The sequence below is a fragment of the Nocardioides sp. GCM10030259 genome (assembly GCF_042666375.1).
Lineage (GTDB): Bacteria > Actinomycetota > Actinomycetes > Propionibacteriales > Nocardioidaceae > Nocardioides.
Genome location: NZ_JBHTDF010000004.1, coordinates 1 through 16,584, shown reverse-complemented (window position 1 = coordinate 16,584; position 16,584 = coordinate 1). Strand labels below are relative to the sequence as shown.

19 protein-coding genes are annotated in these 16,584 nt (G+C 69.8%); 13 read left to right on the top strand and 6 right to left on the bottom strand.

Annotation, left to right across the window (positions count from 1 at the left end):
• The 8 genes from ACFQQI_RS04190 to ACFQQI_RS04155 all read left to right on the top strand — a co-directional run bounded on the left by ACFQQI_RS04190 (position 1) and on the right by ACFQQI_RS04155 (position 8,924).
• Entirely contained in the window at positions 1-1,401 is a 1,401-nt protein-coding gene (locus ACFQQI_RS04190) for a CpaF family protein (RefSeq protein WP_378558416.1), read from the top strand.
• Positions 1,398-3,296: a type II secretion system F family protein gene (locus tag ACFQQI_RS04185; RefSeq protein ID WP_378558413.1), complete on the top strand. Its 1,899-nt coding sequence runs from the start codon at positions 1,398-1,400 to the stop codon at positions 3,294-3,296. The genes ACFQQI_RS04190 and ACFQQI_RS04185 overlap by 4 nt, the downstream gene beginning before the upstream one ends.
• A 1-nt stretch (position 3,297) precedes the next feature.
• Positions 3,298-4,236 (top strand): type II secretion system F family protein, encoded by a 939-nt coding sequence (locus ACFQQI_RS04180; RefSeq protein WP_378558410.1) that lies wholly within the window; start codon positions 3,298-3,300, stop codon positions 4,234-4,236.
• A 16-nt stretch (positions 4,237-4,252) separates the two neighbouring features.
• Positions 4,253-5,842 (top strand): sensor histidine kinase, encoded by a 1,590-nt coding sequence (locus ACFQQI_RS04175; RefSeq protein ID WP_378558407.1) that lies wholly within the window; start codon positions 4,253-4,255, stop codon positions 5,840-5,842.
• Positions 5,814-6,458 (top strand): response regulator, encoded by a 645-nt coding sequence (locus ACFQQI_RS04170; RefSeq protein WP_378558404.1) that lies wholly within the window; start codon positions 5,814-5,816, stop codon positions 6,456-6,458. The genes ACFQQI_RS04175 and ACFQQI_RS04170 overlap by 29 nt, the downstream gene beginning before the upstream one ends.
• A gap of 372 nt (positions 6,459-6,830) precedes the next feature.
• Complete coding sequence (locus ACFQQI_RS04165) at positions 6,831-7,037, top strand: Flp family type IVb pilin (RefSeq protein WP_378558401.1); 207 nt, start codon at positions 6,831-6,833, stop codon at positions 7,035-7,037.
• An 86-nt stretch (positions 7,038-7,123) separates the two neighbouring features.
• Entirely contained in the window at positions 7,124-7,297 is a 174-nt protein-coding gene (locus ACFQQI_RS04160; protein WP_378558398.1) for a Flp family type IVb pilin, read from the top strand.
• A 412-nt stretch (positions 7,298-7,709) separates the two neighbouring features.
• Complete coding sequence (locus ACFQQI_RS04155; RefSeq protein ID WP_378558395.1) at positions 7,710-8,924, top strand: peptidoglycan DD-metalloendopeptidase family protein; 1,215 nt, start codon at positions 7,710-7,712, stop codon at positions 8,922-8,924.
• A gap of 85 nt (positions 8,925-9,009) precedes the next feature.
• On the opposite strand, the gene ACFQQI_RS04150 is transcribed toward ACFQQI_RS04155, so the two are convergent.
• From ACFQQI_RS04150 to ACFQQI_RS04140, 3 genes are all read right to left on the bottom strand, one after another.
• Positions 9,010-9,717 (bottom strand): prepilin peptidase, encoded by a 708-nt coding sequence (locus ACFQQI_RS04150; protein WP_378558392.1) that lies wholly within the window; start codon positions 9,715-9,717, stop codon positions 9,010-9,012.
• A gap of 1,163 nt (positions 9,718-10,880) precedes the next feature.
• A complete protein-coding gene (locus ACFQQI_RS04145; protein WP_378558389.1) occupies positions 10,881-11,153 on the bottom strand; it encodes a GlsB/YeaQ/YmgE family stress response membrane protein in 273 nt (90 codons plus the stop codon).
• 17 nt (positions 11,154-11,170) lie between these two features.
• Positions 11,171-11,344, bottom strand: a complete 174-nt coding sequence (locus tag ACFQQI_RS04140; protein WP_378558386.1) for a CsbD family protein — start codon at positions 11,342-11,344, stop codon at positions 11,171-11,173.
• A gap of 269 nt (positions 11,345-11,613) precedes the next feature.
• Here ACFQQI_RS04140 and ACFQQI_RS04135 point away from each other — a divergent pair, with 269 nt between their 5' ends.
• The 4 genes from ACFQQI_RS04135 (at position 11,614) to ACFQQI_RS04120 (ending at position 14,545) form a co-directional block, all read left to right on the top strand.
• Positions 11,614-12,147 (top strand): LuxR C-terminal-related transcriptional regulator, encoded by a 534-nt coding sequence (locus tag ACFQQI_RS04135; RefSeq protein ID WP_378558383.1) that lies wholly within the window; start codon positions 11,614-11,616, stop codon positions 12,145-12,147.
• Between the two features lie 54 nt (positions 12,148-12,201).
• Entirely contained in the window at positions 12,202-12,525 is a 324-nt protein-coding gene (locus ACFQQI_RS04130) for an STAS domain-containing protein (protein WP_378558380.1), read from the top strand.
• 572 nt (positions 12,526-13,097) lie between these two features.
• Positions 13,098-13,862: a response regulator gene (locus ACFQQI_RS04125; protein ID WP_378558377.1), complete on the top strand. Its 765-nt coding sequence runs from the start codon at positions 13,098-13,100 to the stop codon at positions 13,860-13,862.
• A gap of 182 nt (positions 13,863-14,044) precedes the next feature.
• Positions 14,045-14,545 carry a hypothetical protein gene (locus ACFQQI_RS04120; RefSeq protein WP_378558374.1) on the top strand — a complete coding sequence of 167 codons (501 nt, stop codon included), beginning with the start codon at positions 14,045-14,047 and terminating at the stop codon, positions 14,543-14,545.
• A gap of 227 nt (positions 14,546-14,772) precedes the next feature.
• Here the strand turns inward: ACFQQI_RS04120 and ACFQQI_RS04115 are convergent, their stop codons facing one another.
• From ACFQQI_RS04115 to ACFQQI_RS04105, 3 genes are all read right to left on the bottom strand, one after another.
• Complete coding sequence (locus tag ACFQQI_RS04115; protein ID WP_378558371.1) at positions 14,773-14,898, bottom strand: hypothetical protein; 126 nt, start codon at positions 14,896-14,898, stop codon at positions 14,773-14,775.
• Between the two features lie 359 nt (positions 14,899-15,257).
• On the bottom strand, positions 15,258-15,455 hold the full coding sequence (locus ACFQQI_RS04110; protein WP_378558368.1) for a hypothetical protein: 198 nt from the start codon (positions 15,453-15,455) through the stop codon (positions 15,258-15,260).
• A gap of 142 nt (positions 15,456-15,597) precedes the next feature.
• Positions 15,598-16,023, bottom strand: coding sequence for a DUF5994 family protein (locus ACFQQI_RS04105; RefSeq protein WP_378558365.1), 426 nt, complete (start codon positions 16,021-16,023; stop codon positions 15,598-15,600).
• 377 nt (positions 16,024-16,400) lie between these two features.
• Here ACFQQI_RS04105 and ACFQQI_RS04100 point away from each other — a divergent pair.
• The coding region (locus ACFQQI_RS04100; RefSeq protein ID WP_378558362.1) for a transposase at positions 16,401-16,584 on the top strand (184 nt) is incomplete at its 3' end.

Genomic DNA, 16,584 nt, shown 5'->3' with positions numbered 1-16,584 from the left:
ATGGACCTCTCAGAACGCTTGCTCGCTGCCCAACGCTCCCGCGCGGGCTCGACCACTCTCGCGCAGAAGGCTCCCGACGGTCCCGCGCCCGGCGGCCGCCGAATCCGCCGGATCGCGCCGCGGGACCCCTTCGCCGAGCTGAAGCGCATCGTCCATGCCCAACTGGTCGGCACCTTGGGCCCGACGCTCTACGACGTCAACATGACCCAGAGCGAGCTCGAGCAGCAGGTGCGGGCGGCCCTGCAGACCGCCGTGGCAGCGACCGACCAGCCGATGTCGGGCACGGACCGAACTCGGATCACCCAGGAGATCGCCGACGACATCCTCGGGTACGGGCCGCTGGAGCCGCTCCTGCGCGACGCCACCCTCACCGAGGTGATGGTGAACAGCGCGGAGGAGATCTTCGTCGAGCGGGACGGCAAGCTGACCCGAGTCGACGCCGCGTTCGCCGACGAGTCGCACCTGCGTCGCACCATCGACAAGATCGTGGGCAAGATCGGGCGACGCGTCGACGAGACCAGCCCGATGGTCGACGCTCGGCTCCCCGACGGCAGCCGGGTCAACGCGATCATCCCGCCGCTCGCGCTGGACGGCTCCAAGCTGACCATCCGCAAGTTCGCCGCGGACCCGTACACCGTCGAGGACCTCGTCTCGTTCGACACTTTGACCCGGCCGGCCGCGGACCTCCTCGACGCCTGCGTGAGGGGGCGCCTGAACATCCTGGTCTCGGGAGGTACCGGCGCCGGCAAGACCACGACCCTGAACGTGCTGTCGTCGTTCATCCCCCCCGACGAGCGCATCGTGACCATCGAGGACGCCGCGGAGCTGCGGCTGCACCAGGACCACGTCCTGCGACTCGAGTCGCGACCGGCCAACATCGAGGGCAAGGGTGCGGTGCAGATCCGGGACCTGGTGCGGAACTCGTTGCGGATGCGCCCCGACCGCATCGTCGTCGGTGAGATCCGGGACGCCGCGGCCCTGGACATGCTGCAGGCGATGAACACCGGCCACGACGGGTCGCTGTCGACCGTGCACGCCAACAGCCCGCGCGACGCACTCTCCCGCGTGGAGACCATGGTGCTGATGGCCGGCATGGACCTGCCGGTGCGGGCCATCCGCGAGCAGGTCTCGAGCGCGATCGACGTGATCATCCAGCAGACCCGGCTCAAGGACGGGACCCGCAGGCTGACCGCCATCAGCGAGGTCGTCGGCATGGAGGGAGACATCGTCACGCTCCAGGACGTCTTCCTCTTCGACTACGGTGCCGGGTACGACGAGCACGGACGGTCGCTGGGCCACCTGCGGTCGACCGGGCTGCGGCCACGGTTCCTCGAGCGGCTCGCCGACCAGAACATCCGCATCGACCCCGCCGTGTTCGCGATCAACGGGATGGGCCGATGACGGGGGGACGCCTGCTTCGTCTGGCCGCCGCCGGGGCCGTGCTCGCTTCCGCGCTGGTGCTGGCGCCGTCGGCGCACGCGGCCGGCGAGGTCGACATCGACCACGTCGAGATGGCCGAGGACGGGACCGTCTCGGTGCTGGTGGGCGTGGACCACCTTCCCGGAAACACCGCCGCTCCCGACCTCGCCGACCTCGAGGTCACCCTCGACGGTGAACCCGTCGAGGCCGTCGCGGAGAGGGTCCGGTCCGGCGAGATCGAACGCACCACGGTGCTGACGCTCGACACGAGCGAGAGCATGGCTGGGGCGCCGATCAAGGACGCCAAGGCGGCCGCCCTGGCGTTCCTCGACTCCGCGCCCGCGGACGTCCGGGTCGGGCTCGTGACCTTCTCCGGGACCGTGCAGGAAGTCATCGCGCCCTCGACCGATCACGCGGCGCTAGCCGACGTGATCGACGGGATCCAGCTGACCCGGGGAACCCGCGTGTACGACGCGGTGGTCCAGTCGGTGGCGCTGGCCGGCGACACCGGAGCACGCTCGGTGCTCGTGCTGACTGATGGCAAGGACCAGGGAGGGGGCTCGTCTCTCGATGACGCGGTCGCCGCTGCCGAGAAGGGCGACGTCGTCATCGACGCCGTGGCGCTCGACCAGAACGCCGAGGACCGAGCGCTGCTCGACCAGATCGCGAACGCCAGCGGCGGCGACGTCATCGAGGCCGCCGACCCCGCCGCCCTCGAGGCGGTGTTCAAGGCGCAGGCGGACGCCCTCGCCAGCCAGGTCCTGGTCCGCTTCCCCCAGCCCGAGCGGGCCTCCGCGGAGGCCAACCTGGCCGTATCCCTCACCACCGATGACGCGACGTACGAGGACTCCGCCTACGTCTCGCTCGCCACGGTGACAGACGGCGGACCGTCGGTTGTCGACGTCGGCACGCCGCTGGTCAGCAGGACCATGATGCTGGTCGGAGCCGCGGCCCTCGGCGTCGGCCTGGCCGGCGTCCTGGCCCTGGTGCTGGTCCGCTACCGAGGCGAGAGCCACTCCCGGCAGGTGATCTCCGCCTACCTCGGCGAGCCCCAGCCAGGTAGTGATGGAACACCCGCCCAGTCCAGCCTGAAGGACTCGGCGGTCGGTCTGACGTCGAACCTGATCCGGGGGGACCTCGAGACCCGACTGGCCCACCGGCTCGTTGCTGCCGGGCTCGGGCTGACTGCAGCGGAGTGGGTCCTGCTCCACGCCGGGATCGCGTTCGCCGCCGGCCTGATCGGGCTGGTGCTCGGCGGCGCTGTCCCCATGGTCGTCCTGCTCGTCGCCGGTGTCGTGGTCCCCTGGGTGTACCTGAAGATCAAGCACGGCCGTCGCCTCCGCGCCTTCTGCGCCCAGCTTCCGGAGACGCTCTCGCTCATCGCGGGAGGGCTCTCGGCGGGCCTGTCGACGCCTCAGGCCGTCGACACCGTCGTGCGGGAGGGCAACGAGCCGATGGCGGGTGAGCTGAGGCGGGCGCTGGTGGAACAGCGCCTGGGGGTTGACATCGAGGACGCCCTCGACGGCGTCGCCGAGCGGATGGGGAGCGAGGACTTCGGGTGGGTCGTCATGGCGATCCGGATCCAGCGAGAGGTCGGTGGCAACCTCGCGGAGATCCTCCACACGGTGTCGGACACGCTGCGGGAGCGGGAGTTCCTCCGTCGGCAGGTCAAGACCCTGAGCGCGGAAGGCCGCCTCTCCGCCTGGATCCTCGGTGCCCTTCCCGTCGGGATGTTCCTCTACATGCTCGTGGCGAACCGCGAGTTCATCCGACCGCTGTACACCGAGGCCCTCGGCTGGGCCTTCCTCGGCGTCGCGATGTGCCTCCTGGCCGTGGGGAGCTGGTTCATGTCCAAGCTCGTGAAGGTCGAGGTCTGAGATGTCACCCACGCTTACCCTGCTCGGCGGCGGAGTCCTGGTCTTCGGCGCGTTGGCCCTGACGCTCGCGGTCATCAGCGTCGTGACCACCGAGCGCCGCGGCGCGGCCCGGTCACTGGCGATGGTCCGCGCCCTGGACCAGGCGCCGGACGTCGTCAAGCAGGAGCTCGAGCGGCCCTTCTCCGAACGCGTCGTCGCACCGCTCGGGGAGCGCTTGACCGGCATCGGTCGACGCCTGGTCCGCGCCGACACGGCCGAACGGATCCAGCACCGGCTGGACATCGCCGGGAACCCGCCCGGCTGGGACGTGAGCCGGATCATCGGGCTCAAGGTGCTCGGGCTCGGAGTGCTGTCCGGCCTGGCTCTGCTCTACACGCTCGGCGCCGGGCAACCCCTGCTCAGGGTCGTCGTGATCACCGCCTGCTTGGGCGCGTTCGGCCACGTCCTGCCCGACATCCTGCTCTACAACGCCGGGCAGAAGCGTGCGGTCCTGATGCAGCGCGCCCTTCCCGATGCCCTCGACCTGCTCACCATCTCCGTGGAGGCCGGGCTCGGCTTCGACGCGGCCATCGCCAAGGTCGCGAGGAACACCACCGGGCCACTGGCGCAGGAGTTCGCGCGCCTCCTCCAGGAGATGCAGATCGGCATGGGCCGGATGGAGGCCATGCGAGCGATGGCCGAGCGGACGTCGATGAAGGACCTGAGGTCCTTCTGCCTGGCGATGGTGCAGGCCGACAACCTCGGCATCCCGATCGGCCGGGTGTTGCGGGTGCAGAGCAAGGAGATGCGGGTCAAGCGGCGGCAGCGAGCCGAGGAGAAGGCACAGCAGGTGCCTGTCAAGATCATGATTCCCCTGGTGCTCTTCATCCTGCCTTGCCTGTTCCTCGTCATCGGCGGGCCCGTGGCCATCACGATGATCGACACCTTCAGCCGGGTCTGACGAAGCCGAGCCGACGATGAAGCCCACGTCTGCGTGCCAGCGGCCCCGCGACCGTTCCTGGCGGGTCACCACCGCCATCCGAGTGTTCGTGCTGGCCCTGGCCGCCGGCCACGTCCTGAGTGCCGGGTCGCTCGGGTCGGTCGGCGTGGTCTTCGCGGCACTCGTCCTCGTGAGTGCGGCCTGCTGCGTCGTCGAGCTTCACGAGGTGCGCCGCACCCCCTGGGTGCCGGTGGTCGAGGGTGTCCTCGCGGCATCCCTCCTCGGGACCACCGCCGGGCCGGTGGAGCCCCTCCTGGTCTACCTCGCCGTGCCCTGCGTGGTTGCGGGGGTGCGGCAGGGCTGGGTGACCACCGCCAACACCGCGCTCGCCAGCGCGGCGGCGATGATGGCCAGCTGGGGTGCGGCCCAGACGCTCGCCGGTACCGACACCCCGGTTGCGACGTCCCTGCCCTGGCTGACGATCGGCCTCGGAGCCGGCCTGCTGGCCGCGTGGCAGACCCGATCGGTGCGGACCCTGCAGGCCGCCCAGGCGCCGTACGCCGCGGCCCACCGCCTCGTCGGTCAGCTGCACGCCCTGACCCACCAGACCCCGATGGGCCTCGACGCCGCGTCCGTGGCCGGGTCCACGGCGGACCTGGTCCGCAACCAGGCCGGGGCCGTGCGGTCGGCCATGCTGGTGGGATCCCCCACGGACGGTCTGCAGTTCATCGCCGGACACGGTCCGGTGGACTCGGCGGACGAGCACCTGGCCGGCCAGTGCGTGCATCAGGGCCGGACGATGCGGAAGGCCGAAGCGATCGCCCTGCCCCTCCGCGTCGGCGACCACGTCTTCGGGGCGGTGGTGCTGGGCGGGAGGCACGTGACGACCGCCCAGCTGAGCGATCTCCAGCACCTGCTCGACGAGCAGGCCCTCCGGCTCGAGACGGCCCTGCTCTTCGGCGAGGTGAGTGCGATCGCCACCGCCGAGGAGCGCAACCGCCTGGCCAGGGACATCCACGACGGAGTCGCCCAGGAGATCGTGTCCCTCGGCTACCTGGCGGACGAGATCGCCGCGATCGGGGATCCCGTGGTCCAGCGCAGGGCCGACGACCTTCGCGCGGAGATCACCCGGGTCGTCAGCGAGCTCCGATTCTCGATCTTCGACCTCCGCCACGACGTCGACGAGGCGGGCAGCTTCTCGGGCGCCTTGGCGGAGTACGTCCGCGAGATCAGCTCCCGCAGCGACCTCCGCGCCCATCTGCTTCTCGACGAGCGCGGACCCCGGCTTCCCCGGGGGACCGAGGCAGAGCTGCTGCGGATCGCCCAGGAGGCGATCGGCAACGTGCGCAAGCACGCTCGGGCGATCAACCTGTGGGTCACCCTGTCGACCAACGACACCGAGCTGTGCCTGGTCGTCGAGGACGACGGGTCTGGCACCGCGGCTCCGCGGGCCGGCCACTACGGCCTGCACACCATGCGCGAACGCGCCGCGCGCATCAACGCCGACCTCACCATCGGTCCGAGGGCCGACGGCGGTACCACGGTGACCCTCCGGTCACCGCTGCACACCATGATCACCACGAACGAAAGTGACCACCATGACGATCAGCATCTTGCTCGTCGATGACCACGAGCTGATCCGCCAGGGGCTCGCCCGGGCCTTCGAGCGAGACGGCGCGATGAGGGTGATCGGCCAGGCCGGAACCGTCGGCGAGGCCCTGTCCGCCTTCCGGGCGCTCCGACCGGACGTCGTGGTCACCGACCTCCAGCTCCCCGACGGCACCGGACTGGACGTGGTCCGAGCGATCCGCGCGGAGTCGGCCGACACCGGCGTGGTGATGCTCACGATGCACTCCGGTGACGACCAGATCTTCGCCGCCATGGAGGCCGGGGCCTCGGCCTTCATCGGCAAGGACACCCGAGCCGGGGATGTCGTGAACGCCGCCCTCCACGCGGTGAAGGCACCACAGAGCTTCCTGTGCGCCGGTCTGCCGGGCGCCATGATGCGCCGGGCCTCGAGCGCACCCACTCGGCTCACCCCGCGGGAGCAGGAGGTGCTCGAGCTCCTGGCCGACGGCCTCGGCGGCGCCGGCATCGCCAAGCGGCTCTACATGGGCGAGTCCACCGCCAAGACCCACATCACCCACATCTACGACAAGCTCGGCGCCAGCAACCGCGCCCAGGCCCTCGTCACCGCGATGCGGACGGGACTGCTCCCCGGGCCGGTGCCGGCCGCCGGCTGACCGGGCTCGCCCGGCCGAGCATCGCAAGACCGAACCTGCGCGGCCGCGTCGGCTCGCCTTGGACGACACGAACACCGTGTCTGGCGACTCGCGAGGACGAGCTCGGCCATGGCGTCAGGCGGCTGACAGAGCCCTCGATCGGTTCGACGCGGGTCGCTGCGCGGGAGAGCTCGGCGGCACGGCCTGCCCGATCGGCGACTGCATGGCCTGTTCGGACCGGTTGCCACATGGCCCGAAAGGACTATCCAGCCCGAGCCGAAGATCCGATTCGCGGAGCCGGGAACCCACGAAGAATTGTCTTCAGAACGAGTCCTGTGGGGGCTCGGGATGCAGCACCGACACTCTGCTACTACGTCCCGGAGGGGAATTCCAATGCTCGAGAAGTTCCAGTTCATGGCCCTGATGTTCATCGGCAACCTGAAGGCCGCCCGCGACGAGAAGGGCGCCACCGCCGTCGAGTACGGCCTTCTGGTTGCGCTGATCGCCGCGGTCATCGTCGGCACCGTCGTCACCCTGGGCGGCCAGATCGACGACGCCTTCCAGACGGTCGTCGACGAGCTTGGGCCGACGGCGCCGTGATCTAGGCCGTCAGAAAGGCCGGTGTCGCACATGGGGCGGCACTGGCCTTCGGCTTTGCTCGACTCATATCAGTCCCGGGAGGACACATGAACAGCCGAAACGGCAGGAACGAGCCGGCTCGTCGTCGTTCGGAGCGCGGTGCCAGCGCCGTCGAGTACGGCCTCCTGGTGTCGCTCGTCGCGGCGGTCATCGGCGGGGTCGTCCTCGTCCTCGGCGTCGCGGTGACGGATCTGTTCGACAGCATCCCCGATCCGTGGTGACCTCGGCACCGCCCACGCGCGGCACGGCTCTCGGCGCCGCTGTCGTGTGACACGGGGGCATCGTCCTGCACCGCAGGCTGGCCCACGACCCGGGTACGACGGGCCGCACCTGCTCGTATGGGGGGGAGCAGGTGCGGCCCGTCGTACCCGGGTTGTCTCGTGCGAGTCATCGCGCTCCCAGCGGGTGTTCATGTCGGCGCCCGGCCCGCAGGGCGCCCTGCTCTGGCCGGACACGCAAACGCCGCGCGGGAGCCGCGTGACCGAACCCTTCGATCGGAGGGGCCGTGTCGGCACGGCGATCCCGGGCAACGACAGCGATCGAAGGACACACATGAGGATCCGAATACGCCCGGGACGGCCCGGAGGTCAACGGGCCGGGGTGAGTCGGCTGAGGGCGACTCTCCTCGCGTGCATGCTCGGGTCCCTGCTGAGCGGCGCCGTCGCGGTGGGTGCGCCGGCCTCGGGCCAGCCGGCGGACCCGCCGGGCCACAACTGGCGGCCGCACGAGACCATGTGTGGCTCGCGCCCGGCCGATGCGGGCCCACGGGCGACCCGGACAGCGCGGGACATCGCGCTCGCCTCGACGTGGCACCTCGACCGCGCATTGTTGCGGCCACACGCGACGGACAGCCCTACCACCGCTGCTGCGCGACGGGAGCTGGCCACGATCGACGAGCGGCTGGACGGGGTGATGGCGACCTACGACGACGCTCGCGACCGCGCGTTCCGTGCCGACTGCGCCGCGCGGGCCGCCCGGAACCGTCTGTCCGGAGCCAGGGCTGACCAGCGACGAGCGGAGAAGTCGTACCGTGCACGCCGACACCTGCTCGTGTCGGTGCTGACCAACGACTACGTCGGCACCCAGCTGGCGCCGCTGTCGGCGGTCCTGACCGCCGAGCCCGGCGACGATGTGGTGGGCGAGCTGACCTTGCTGCAGGAGATGGCACGGGTGCAGTCGGCCACTGTCCAGGCGGCCGAGCAGGCGCGGGACCGGCTCCGAGCTGCGACGGTCGCGCTCGGGCAGGCTGAGTCAGAGGCACGCGGACGACAGGAAGACGCTCGCACCGCACTCGCGGACGCCGCCCGCGCCCGCCGCTCGGTGCTCGAGGACGTCCGCACGTCGCGCCTCCTGCTACGGGCGTTCGTGCTCCAGGACCGCTCCGTGCGAGAGGCGGCGGCAGGCGGGTACGCCGGACGGGTCACGTTCCCGCTCGAGTCGGGAGCGACGTTCGTCGACCAGGACAACTTCGGTCACCAGAGCGCCCGCTGGGCCTCGACCCACACCGGCGACGACTTCTCCACCGTCTGCGGAACTCCGGTCCGGGCGGTCACCGCCGGCACCGTGCTGGTCCGCACCGACCAGGCCTGGTCAGGCCGCTGGCTCGTCATGGTGGCCACCGACCACGGCTCGCTCACGACCTGGTACGCCCACATGCAGACCCTCGACGTGACCCCCGGGCAATTGGTCGAGGCGGGCGACCGGCTCGGACAGGTCGGCGAGGAAGGCAACGCCACCGGCTGCCACCTGCACCTCGAGGTCCACCCCGCGGGCGGAACCATCTACCAGGACGACACCGACCCCGGGCAGTGGCTACGAACTGTCAGCGCCTACCCCGACGGCGCCTGAACTCTCTCGAGAGGCACCCACGACGACACGGGCATGACCGAGATCGAACCGGCACCCGCCCAGGTCTCGACCACGTGGCCCGCGGTCATGGTCCGGTGAGATGGCCCCACACCCAGGGACCGGCGGCGATCCCGACGAGCGCTCCGACCAGCAGGAACGGACCGAACGGGTACGACGTGCGCAACAGGTTCCGGTCACGTCGTATGACCGCCAACAGCAGACCCGGGACCGAGAACATCAGGAACGCCGCGTAGATCCCCGTGACCAGCTCGGCCCAGCCGAGGTAGCCGAGCGCGAAGCCGAGAAGCGTGGACAGCCGCACGTCGCCGAAGCCCATGCCGGCCGGGTACACGAGCCACAGCAGCCCGAAGAAGCCGCCCACGACGGCCGCTCCGATGGCGGCGCGGACCCACGCGCCCGGGTCCGCGTCGAGTAACGCCGCGACACCGGCCAGCAGCGCCGTACCTGCTAGGGCGGGCCAGATGATCACGGTCGGCAACAGGCGGGTGTGCCAGTCGACGACGGCGAGCGTGACGCCCACGAGGACCAACGGCAGGAGGAACAGCAGCGGCCAGGCCCAGCCGACCGACCACCCCACCAGTCCGCCGGCCGTCGCAGCCGCGACCGCGCAGTGCCAGGCCAGGCCGGGGCGCCGGGAGACGGCCGCGTAGGAGACCCCCTGCTCCTCGACAGGCAAGCGCTCCGGGATCCGCGCCACCAGCCGCGGGACCAGCATCCCGGCGAGACCGCACAGCGCAGCCCCGAAGACGACGGCACCCTCGTCGCCGCTCACCGCGCAGTCCGCCCACTCGCGGTCAGCGGGGCGGGCATCCCTGTGGGCAGCGGGTCATCAAGCGGCAGATACGTGGGCTGCCGCGGACCCTTCTGTGGCTCGGTCGCCGAAGCGAGTAGTCGCACCCGATCCACGCGATTCACGATCACTGGCCTCGTCACTGCCACCAACCCCGCTCGCCCGCCGTCCTGACACCGCGAATTGCACCCGAACGGAGTCGACGATAGCGCCGGCGACTCAGATCAACCGGAGACGCTTCACTGCCGGCCCGTCACGGCCGTGTGTCGTTGCAAAGAGGTCTGCGTCCTACCCGTGGTGCGACGGCACCCACACGGTGCTGCCCCCGAAAAGCGTCCAGCCTGACCTGCTGCCAGATCGACCCGGGCGACGACGCCGGGACACGCGATGGACGCGTCGTCGTCCCCCCGAGCTCGGCACCCCGAGCGAGCGCGATCGAGGATCGTGAGGGCCGCGTCAGTTCGCAGCATGAGTCGCGGGATCAACCGCGGTCCAGCGCCTGACGGACCGGCTGCAGGTGGGTGCGAGACGGCCTGCCGATGTGGGGCGCGTACTGGCCGACTGGGCCTTCCGACACCCCGTCCCTCCGAGCTCTCCCACTCACGTCCCGCCGAACGGAGCTTTTCGGACGCGAACGGTCACGAACCGAGCACGAACACTGGCCGTTTGGGTGAGCGCGGACCGCCGCGACCGGAGTTAGGGTCGGCTCGCGGCTCGGGGCCACGGACGGCCGGGCGGTCGGTGCATGGGGGAACTGATCGTCTTGGCCGTCGCTGGCCCAGGTCGCTGCCCATCGGATGCTCGAACTGCGCCGTCGACGTCGTCACGCGTCCGATCCGGGCCTCCGCGGTGGGTCCCGGGCCACCCACGCAGTGCGGGTGAAAGGTCACCCGATGTGCAGTGAATGGCCCGGCTGCCGACCCGTGTCGGCAGACCGGCTCCGGCGTCGTCGTGGCCGACGTCCTCCGGGGCCGGTGTTGCGAGGCTAGGCCGGTCGGCCGGGGCCGGAAAACGCCCTTCCGGGTGAACCGGGGCCGGGCCCATCCAGGTCGTGTCCTGGATCTGGCCCGGCCCGGACTGAACCACTCGGCACCCCGAGCAGGACGCGAGCGACGACGAACCTCGAGGCGGCGTCGACGCCTTGCTCAGGCCACCTTCCCCGATCGGCGCCCCGTAGGCCGGCGCCCCGTCAGGGTTGCTGCGATCATCACCAGAATCGCGGCGAAGACGATTGACACGACGAAGGCGAGCCAGTCGATGCCCTCGGTGCCGCCGAGCCAGCCGTAGCCGATGAGAACCCCAGCAATGCCGCAGAGCACGGTGAGCCAGATCGGAATGTTGTCCCGATCGCCCGGCGCAACGAACTTCCCCAGCAACCCGATGACGATGCCCATCACGATCACGAATATCCAGCCCATGATGATCCCCTCCCGATCTAGCTCTTGAAGGCGTCCTTCGCCTTCTCGCCGGCCTGCTTCAGGTCGGCCTTGGTCTGCTCGCGCTGACCCCGGCCGGTCTTGGTCGGATTGTTGGTGGCCTTGCCCGTGGCCTCCTTGGCCTTTCCTTTCGCCTTCTCGGCCGCGTGGCGAGCCTTGTCTGCAGCACCCATCGCCGATCCCTCCCTCTCCTGCGCGACGGCGGAAGCCGCCGTTCGATCTGTACCCAGAAGAAGAGCGATGCATGGCGATGCTGCAGCCGCCTGCAGTTGGTTGCGGCTGACTCCAAGTTCGACCGATCCGACGCACACGGGATCCGGTCCACGTCACGAGGCTGGACCGGCAACGTCTGCTCGGGGATGCTGACACCGACGGAGGGCGGCGCGATCATGTGACCATGTCCGGTCAACCACTGCGCGTTGGGGTCGTGTGCTCTCAGGACATGGTCGGCATGGGGCTGATCGCGATGCTCGAGGAGTTCCCGGGGCGGTTCGATCTGGTGGAACCGCTCCGGGCCGAGGTGATCCTCTACGACGTCTTCGGAATCCATACTTGCGGCGGCGAGGATCTGGCCCGGATCCGGCGCGAGACCTGCGCGACGGTGATCGCGGTCAGCCGTGACCTGCGCCCCGACCTGCGGGCGCAAGCCCTCGCTGCTGGCGCCCACGGCTGGATCTCGATGAGCGCGGACGCCAAGGACCTGGCCGCGGCGGTGGAGGCCGCCGCCGCGGGGCTCGAGCTCGCCGATCCTGGTGACCGGCTCGGCCAGGAGGTCGGCCTGACCGTTCGTGAGGTCGAGGTCGTCGCCCTGGTCACGCAGGGTCTGAGCAACCAGGAGATCGCCGAGCGGCTCTTCCTCTCCATCAACTCGGTGAAGACCTACCTCCGGTCCGCGTACGCCAAGATCGGCGCGACCTCGCGCACCCAGGCGGTCGCGTGGGCATTGCTGCACGGCTTCGCACCGCCCGCCCCCTGATCGGATCGGATACCGTCACCAGGCAGGATTCGGCGCACGACAAGAGGGCTCGAGTTGGCCGCGACGCTCTCGATCGAGGGCGAGCTCGACGTTCTGTCGCGAGAAGAGCTCGCATGGCGGCTGCACGACCTCGACAGGGTCGCCTGCTCGACCGTTCGGCTCGACGTGGCACGGGTCAGCTACATCGACGTGCGCTGTCTGCGCTTGATCGACCAGGCGCGCAAACGGTTCACCCTCCGCGGCCAGCGGTTGGAGCTGTCGGCGTCCTCCGTCTGCTTCGCCCTGGTGGCCCGAGCTGCGGGCTACACGAGCCTGGCGGCGGAGGCCGACCAGGTCACCACCGTTGCCGAACCGACGCCTCCACCGGTGGCGGCCTGACGGTCCCGGCGCGGTCGGTTGGCCACGGTCCCAGGACGGAGGCTGGTCCCCCGGGAACGTTGAGACCCGGGCCGATGCCCCGGGATCCCGTCGTCTTCGAGTTGCGTCGCCCGGTGACGCCGAAAGCACCCGGCACGGCGTGCCAGCACGCAAAAGGCCCCAGCCCGTAGGGCTGGGGCCTTTCGTCTGTACCCCCGACCGGATTCGAACCGGCGCTACCGCCTTGAGAGAGCGTCCGACGGGTTACCGGACGACGTTGACAAACGGTGAAACTGCAGGTCAGGGCCGCATCTGACCGTTTGTGATGTTTGGTGGTCGCGGGCCATTTCTGGCTCTCTTGTTGCCCCAGTGTTGCCCGAGATGGCCACCGCGGACTGTTCGCCTCGGCCCAGTCGCTTGACGACAGCGCCAACGCGCGCGTGGGGTTGGAGCGACTGGTTCAGGCTACGGCGGGCGCGGCACCGGTGACGACGCGCAGGGCGCCGCCGGTGGACGCGATTGATGCGAGTCGCGCCGGGTACATTCAGGGTCCAGGCGCTGCCGGTGCGGCTACGCGGTCTTATGACGATTGGGTGGCGACGCACATGCGGCCGCTGGTGAGTTTCGATGTCGTCATCGTCGACGACGCCCCCGAGACACGCAGGATGCTGCGGACCGCACTGCGCTTCCGGTCACGCTTCAGGACCGTGGGTGAGGCGGCTACGGGGATGGAGGCGATCGCTCTGGTGGAGCGAATCAAGCCACACATCATCATCTTGGATCTCGGCCTACCCGACGTCAGCGGACTCGGTCTGGTGAACCGCATCCGCGCGGCATCGCCGCACTCGAAGGTCGTGATCCTCACCGGATCCGCGGCCGATGATCCGGCCTGGTTCGCAGACCGATTGGCGGCCTACGTCCGCAAGGGCCAGTTCGACCAACTGATCGAGACCTTGGAGTCGCTGACCACTCCACCGCCGAGCGCGGCTTCGCATCTGTCGCTACCCTCGGACCCGGCGAGCGTCGCACTGACGCGAGAGCACGTGCGGCGCCAAACCGGCAACTGGAGCATCCCGCGCCTCACCGACGACGCGGTCGCCATCGTCAGCGAACTCGTCACGAACGCCATCGAGCATGGCCGTCCTGGCTTCGACCTCCGTCTGGAACTCCGAGATCGGCGGGTGCTCCGCATCGAGGTCGGCGACCACGGCATCGGCACCCCCGAACCTCAGGCGCCATCCCTGGACGCCGAACGAGGACGAGGGCTGTTCATCGTCGCTGCCCTGGCGGTCTCCTGGGGCATCTTGCCTTCGCTGGGAGAGGGCAAGATCGTCTGGGCCGAGCTCCTCGACGCGTGACGTCGATTCGCAACCGACAGACGGTCGGTCCCAACATGCGGGGGCGGACGACCTCGCGGGCGCACACGCACGCACCGACATCGACGTTCACTCCACCCGCGCCGTGGACGGTCCCAACCTTCCGGTCTTCTCCGGATAGTGACCCGGTCGCACTGCCGTTGCTCGAGGAGTAGCGTCGTCACATGAGCGGGGTCAGAGATGCGCACGAGCGCGACGACTTCGCGGAAGGTCGGGACCTGGCAGCGTCCGGTCGCGACCACGAGGCGGATGATCGTGACAAGTACGCGGAACAACGCGATGAATGGGCGCGACAGAGGGATCTGGCGGTCAGCGACCGCCTGTGGGCCGAACACCTCCGGACGGAAGCGCGAGACCTGCGGGAATGGCTAGCGCGACCGGAAGGGAACCCAGCCGCTGCGTTCGAGCAGGCCATGATCGACCGTGAGGTGGCGGCCTCTGCCAAGGAACTAGCGCAGCAAGATCTGCGCGCCACGCCTGACGAGGCCCGCCAGGATCGGCACGAAGCGACAGCTGACCGCGAGGCCAGCAAGAGAAACCGGGAGCACGCCGCCGGTGACCGAGCAGCTTCGTTGAAGGACAGGAACGCCTCCATGGTCGATCGGGGTCAGGCGGAGATCGACACCCAGCTTCTCCGCCCTGCCCCGCAGGGGTCCACAGACTGAACCCTCCGAACGCCAGGACCACGGACCGCACTTCCGGACCCCCGATCACGGGGCGGGGAGGACCGGAGCTGCCACGAGACCCCGGCAGCGGCCCGTTCATCGCCGTCCAGAGGCGACCCGATCTCGCGCGCACTCTTGAGCTGATGAATGTCCGCCCATCCTGGATCAGCAACCGCCAAGTTCGCGTGTGCTGACTCGAGCCGACTGTTGTCCTGACGGTTCAGCGCTCACCGGCTGCCTTCGAGGCCGCGACGGAGTGCGATCTCGGCCCGGAGCTTGGGCGGGATCGGTGCGCCGACCTTCGTGATCGTCGCCTGGTACTTCTCCAGCGCCGCGAGCAGGTCCGCCTGCAACGGTCGCTCGACGAAGCCAGTGACACCTACTCTGCGGGCCGCACGTAGCCGAGTGCGTGCGTCCTCGATGTTCCGCACACACACCGCCAGCAGGTCTCGCTCGGACGGGCCACGCCGACTTCCAGGATCCAACATCAGGTCTCCCGACCTGCTCGCAAGGCCGACGCACGGTGCGGAAGCGTGACGGGCAGAGTCAACAGTACGCCGCTGGCTCGTCGGCGGTCGACGAACGCGAAGCCACGGACGGGCCGGCGTCCAGCCCGAGGCGATCGACATCGCCGCCTCCACAGTTACCTCTTGTTGAGTGGTGGTCGGCGGTCGGGCGACTCAGATGCCGTTGGCGATGTGCGCGATCAGTGTCAGCTCGCCGCGCGGACCTCCCGGATGAGCAGCTTGGCGGCGTTGCGAAGGGAGACGATGTCGCCGACGAGGACGTGCATTTCGGCGTGACACTCCGTCCCCGCCTCCGATCCCAGGTCCCTGAGACGATCCTGCAGTTCGGCCGCGTGCTCGAGCGCCGTGGCGGCCGACTGGTCGATGAGTTCGATGATGCCCACGCCTGTGCCCCCACGGGCTCGGCTGCTCCGAAGTTGGGCCCGCGGAGGCAAGGCCCCCATTGAGCGTCATCCGGCCGGCGATCCGCCAGCCCCTTGCGGGAATCTTGCAGGCGCCGGTCCTCCGTGGAATGGCGTCCGGCCCTCAGTCGAGGCTCGGAGGACGCTCCTCGGCAGCGGAGCGCATCCGCCGCTCACCCTCGGCAACCTCGACGTCACTGGGCACGACGACCAGACGAAGGCGCCGTCCGGACGCCATCGTCAGGACCATCAGGCGAGTGTCGTCGCTCGGGAACGACCCGACCTTGACGGGACCGCGTTGTGCCTGGATGAGGCGAACCCCGCGGCCATCCTTGGTCGGGTTGTCCCAGTCGGGTCGCGAGAAGAGCAGTCGATCGATCCTGCCCGGGGCGGGCGGGAAGTGGTCGACCAGGTCGGCGGCCTCGTCCTGGAGGTTGCGCGACTGCGGCCACCACGTGCCGTGCAGCTTGTTGGTGGCGTCGTCGTGGAGTTCGAGCCGAAGTGGCACCCGGGCCACGGTCGGAGAGTTGGTGGTCGGTGACGTCGGCATGACGTGGGCCCTTCGGTCCTGCCCTGCAGCTCGACGAGCTGGCCCGGCAGGTTGGTTGCTCACCACGGTACTCGGCGGTGGCAGACGGGGGTCGGCCCCACAACTTCGGTGAGCCTCACTGGTGGACGTTGGGGGCAGACAGGAGTAGGTCTCTTGTCTGCACCCCGGGCCTATCGGGGCACTGCCGAGCTGAGCCAGTCGCTCTTCGGGGACGACCTGCCTGAGAGTTGCAGGCCCCGGTGGCCCGGGACGTGCAGATCGGCCATAGGGCTATGCGCCAAGGACCCTGCCAGGTCCCGGAGCGCCTCAGTGAGCGACCGACCGTCACGTCCCGGACCGGAGTGCGCAATCCGTGGGCTGACGGAAGGAGCACTCAGATGCAGGCTACGCCCACCAACCCCGCCTACGCCGGGATCGACTGGTCTTGGCAGCACCACGCGCTGTGCATCGTCGACCAGGACGGTCAGCGCATCGAGGAAGCCACCGTGTCGCACACGCGACCGGGTCTGGCGAAGATCACCATCTTGCTGCGCCGCCACGGTGTGGACAGGGTGGGGATCG

Excerpts from the sequence above, each read along its gene's own strand:
- ACFQQI_RS04180 (WP_378558410.1), top strand. The coding sequence starts at position 3,298 with ATGTCACCCACGCTTACCCTGCTCGGCGGCGGAGTCCTGGTCTTCGGC.
- ACFQQI_RS04145 (WP_378558389.1), bottom strand. The coding sequence starts at position 11,153 with ATGGGCTGGATATTCGTGATCGTGATGGGCATCGTCATCGGGTTGCTG.
- ACFQQI_RS04105 (WP_378558365.1), bottom strand. The coding sequence starts at position 16,023 with ATGCCGACGTCACCGACCACCAACTCTCCGACCGTGGCCCGGGTGCCA.
- ACFQQI_RS04190 (WP_378558416.1), top strand. The coding sequence starts at position 1 with ATGGACCTCTCAGAACGCTTGCTCGCTGCCCAACGCTCCCGCGCGGGC.
- ACFQQI_RS04160 (WP_378558398.1), top strand. The coding sequence starts at position 7,124 with ATGAACAGCCGAAACGGCAGGAACGAGCCGGCTCGTCGTCGTTCGGAG.
- ACFQQI_RS04155 (WP_378558395.1), top strand. The coding sequence starts at position 7,710 with ATGCTCGGGTCCCTGCTGAGCGGCGCCGTCGCGGTGGGTGCGCCGGCC.
- ACFQQI_RS04140 (WP_378558386.1), bottom strand. The coding sequence starts at position 11,344 with ATGGGTGCTGCAGACAAGGCTCGCCACGCGGCCGAGAAGGCGAAAGGA.
- ACFQQI_RS04135 (WP_378558383.1), top strand. The coding sequence starts at position 11,614 with ATGGTCGGCATGGGGCTGATCGCGATGCTCGAGGAGTTCCCGGGGCGG.
- ACFQQI_RS04120 (WP_378558374.1), top strand. The coding sequence starts at position 14,045 with ATGAGCGGGGTCAGAGATGCGCACGAGCGCGACGACTTCGCGGAAGGT.
- ACFQQI_RS04165 (WP_378558401.1), top strand. The coding sequence starts at position 6,831 with ATGCTCGAGAAGTTCCAGTTCATGGCCCTGATGTTCATCGGCAACCTG.
- ACFQQI_RS04170 (WP_378558404.1), top strand. The coding sequence starts at position 5,814 with ATGACGATCAGCATCTTGCTCGTCGATGACCACGAGCTGATCCGCCAG.
- ACFQQI_RS04175 (WP_378558407.1), top strand. The coding sequence starts at position 4,253 with ATGAAGCCCACGTCTGCGTGCCAGCGGCCCCGCGACCGTTCCTGGCGG.
- ACFQQI_RS04185 (WP_378558413.1), top strand. The coding sequence starts at position 1,398 with ATGACGGGGGGACGCCTGCTTCGTCTGGCCGCCGCCGGGGCCGTGCTC.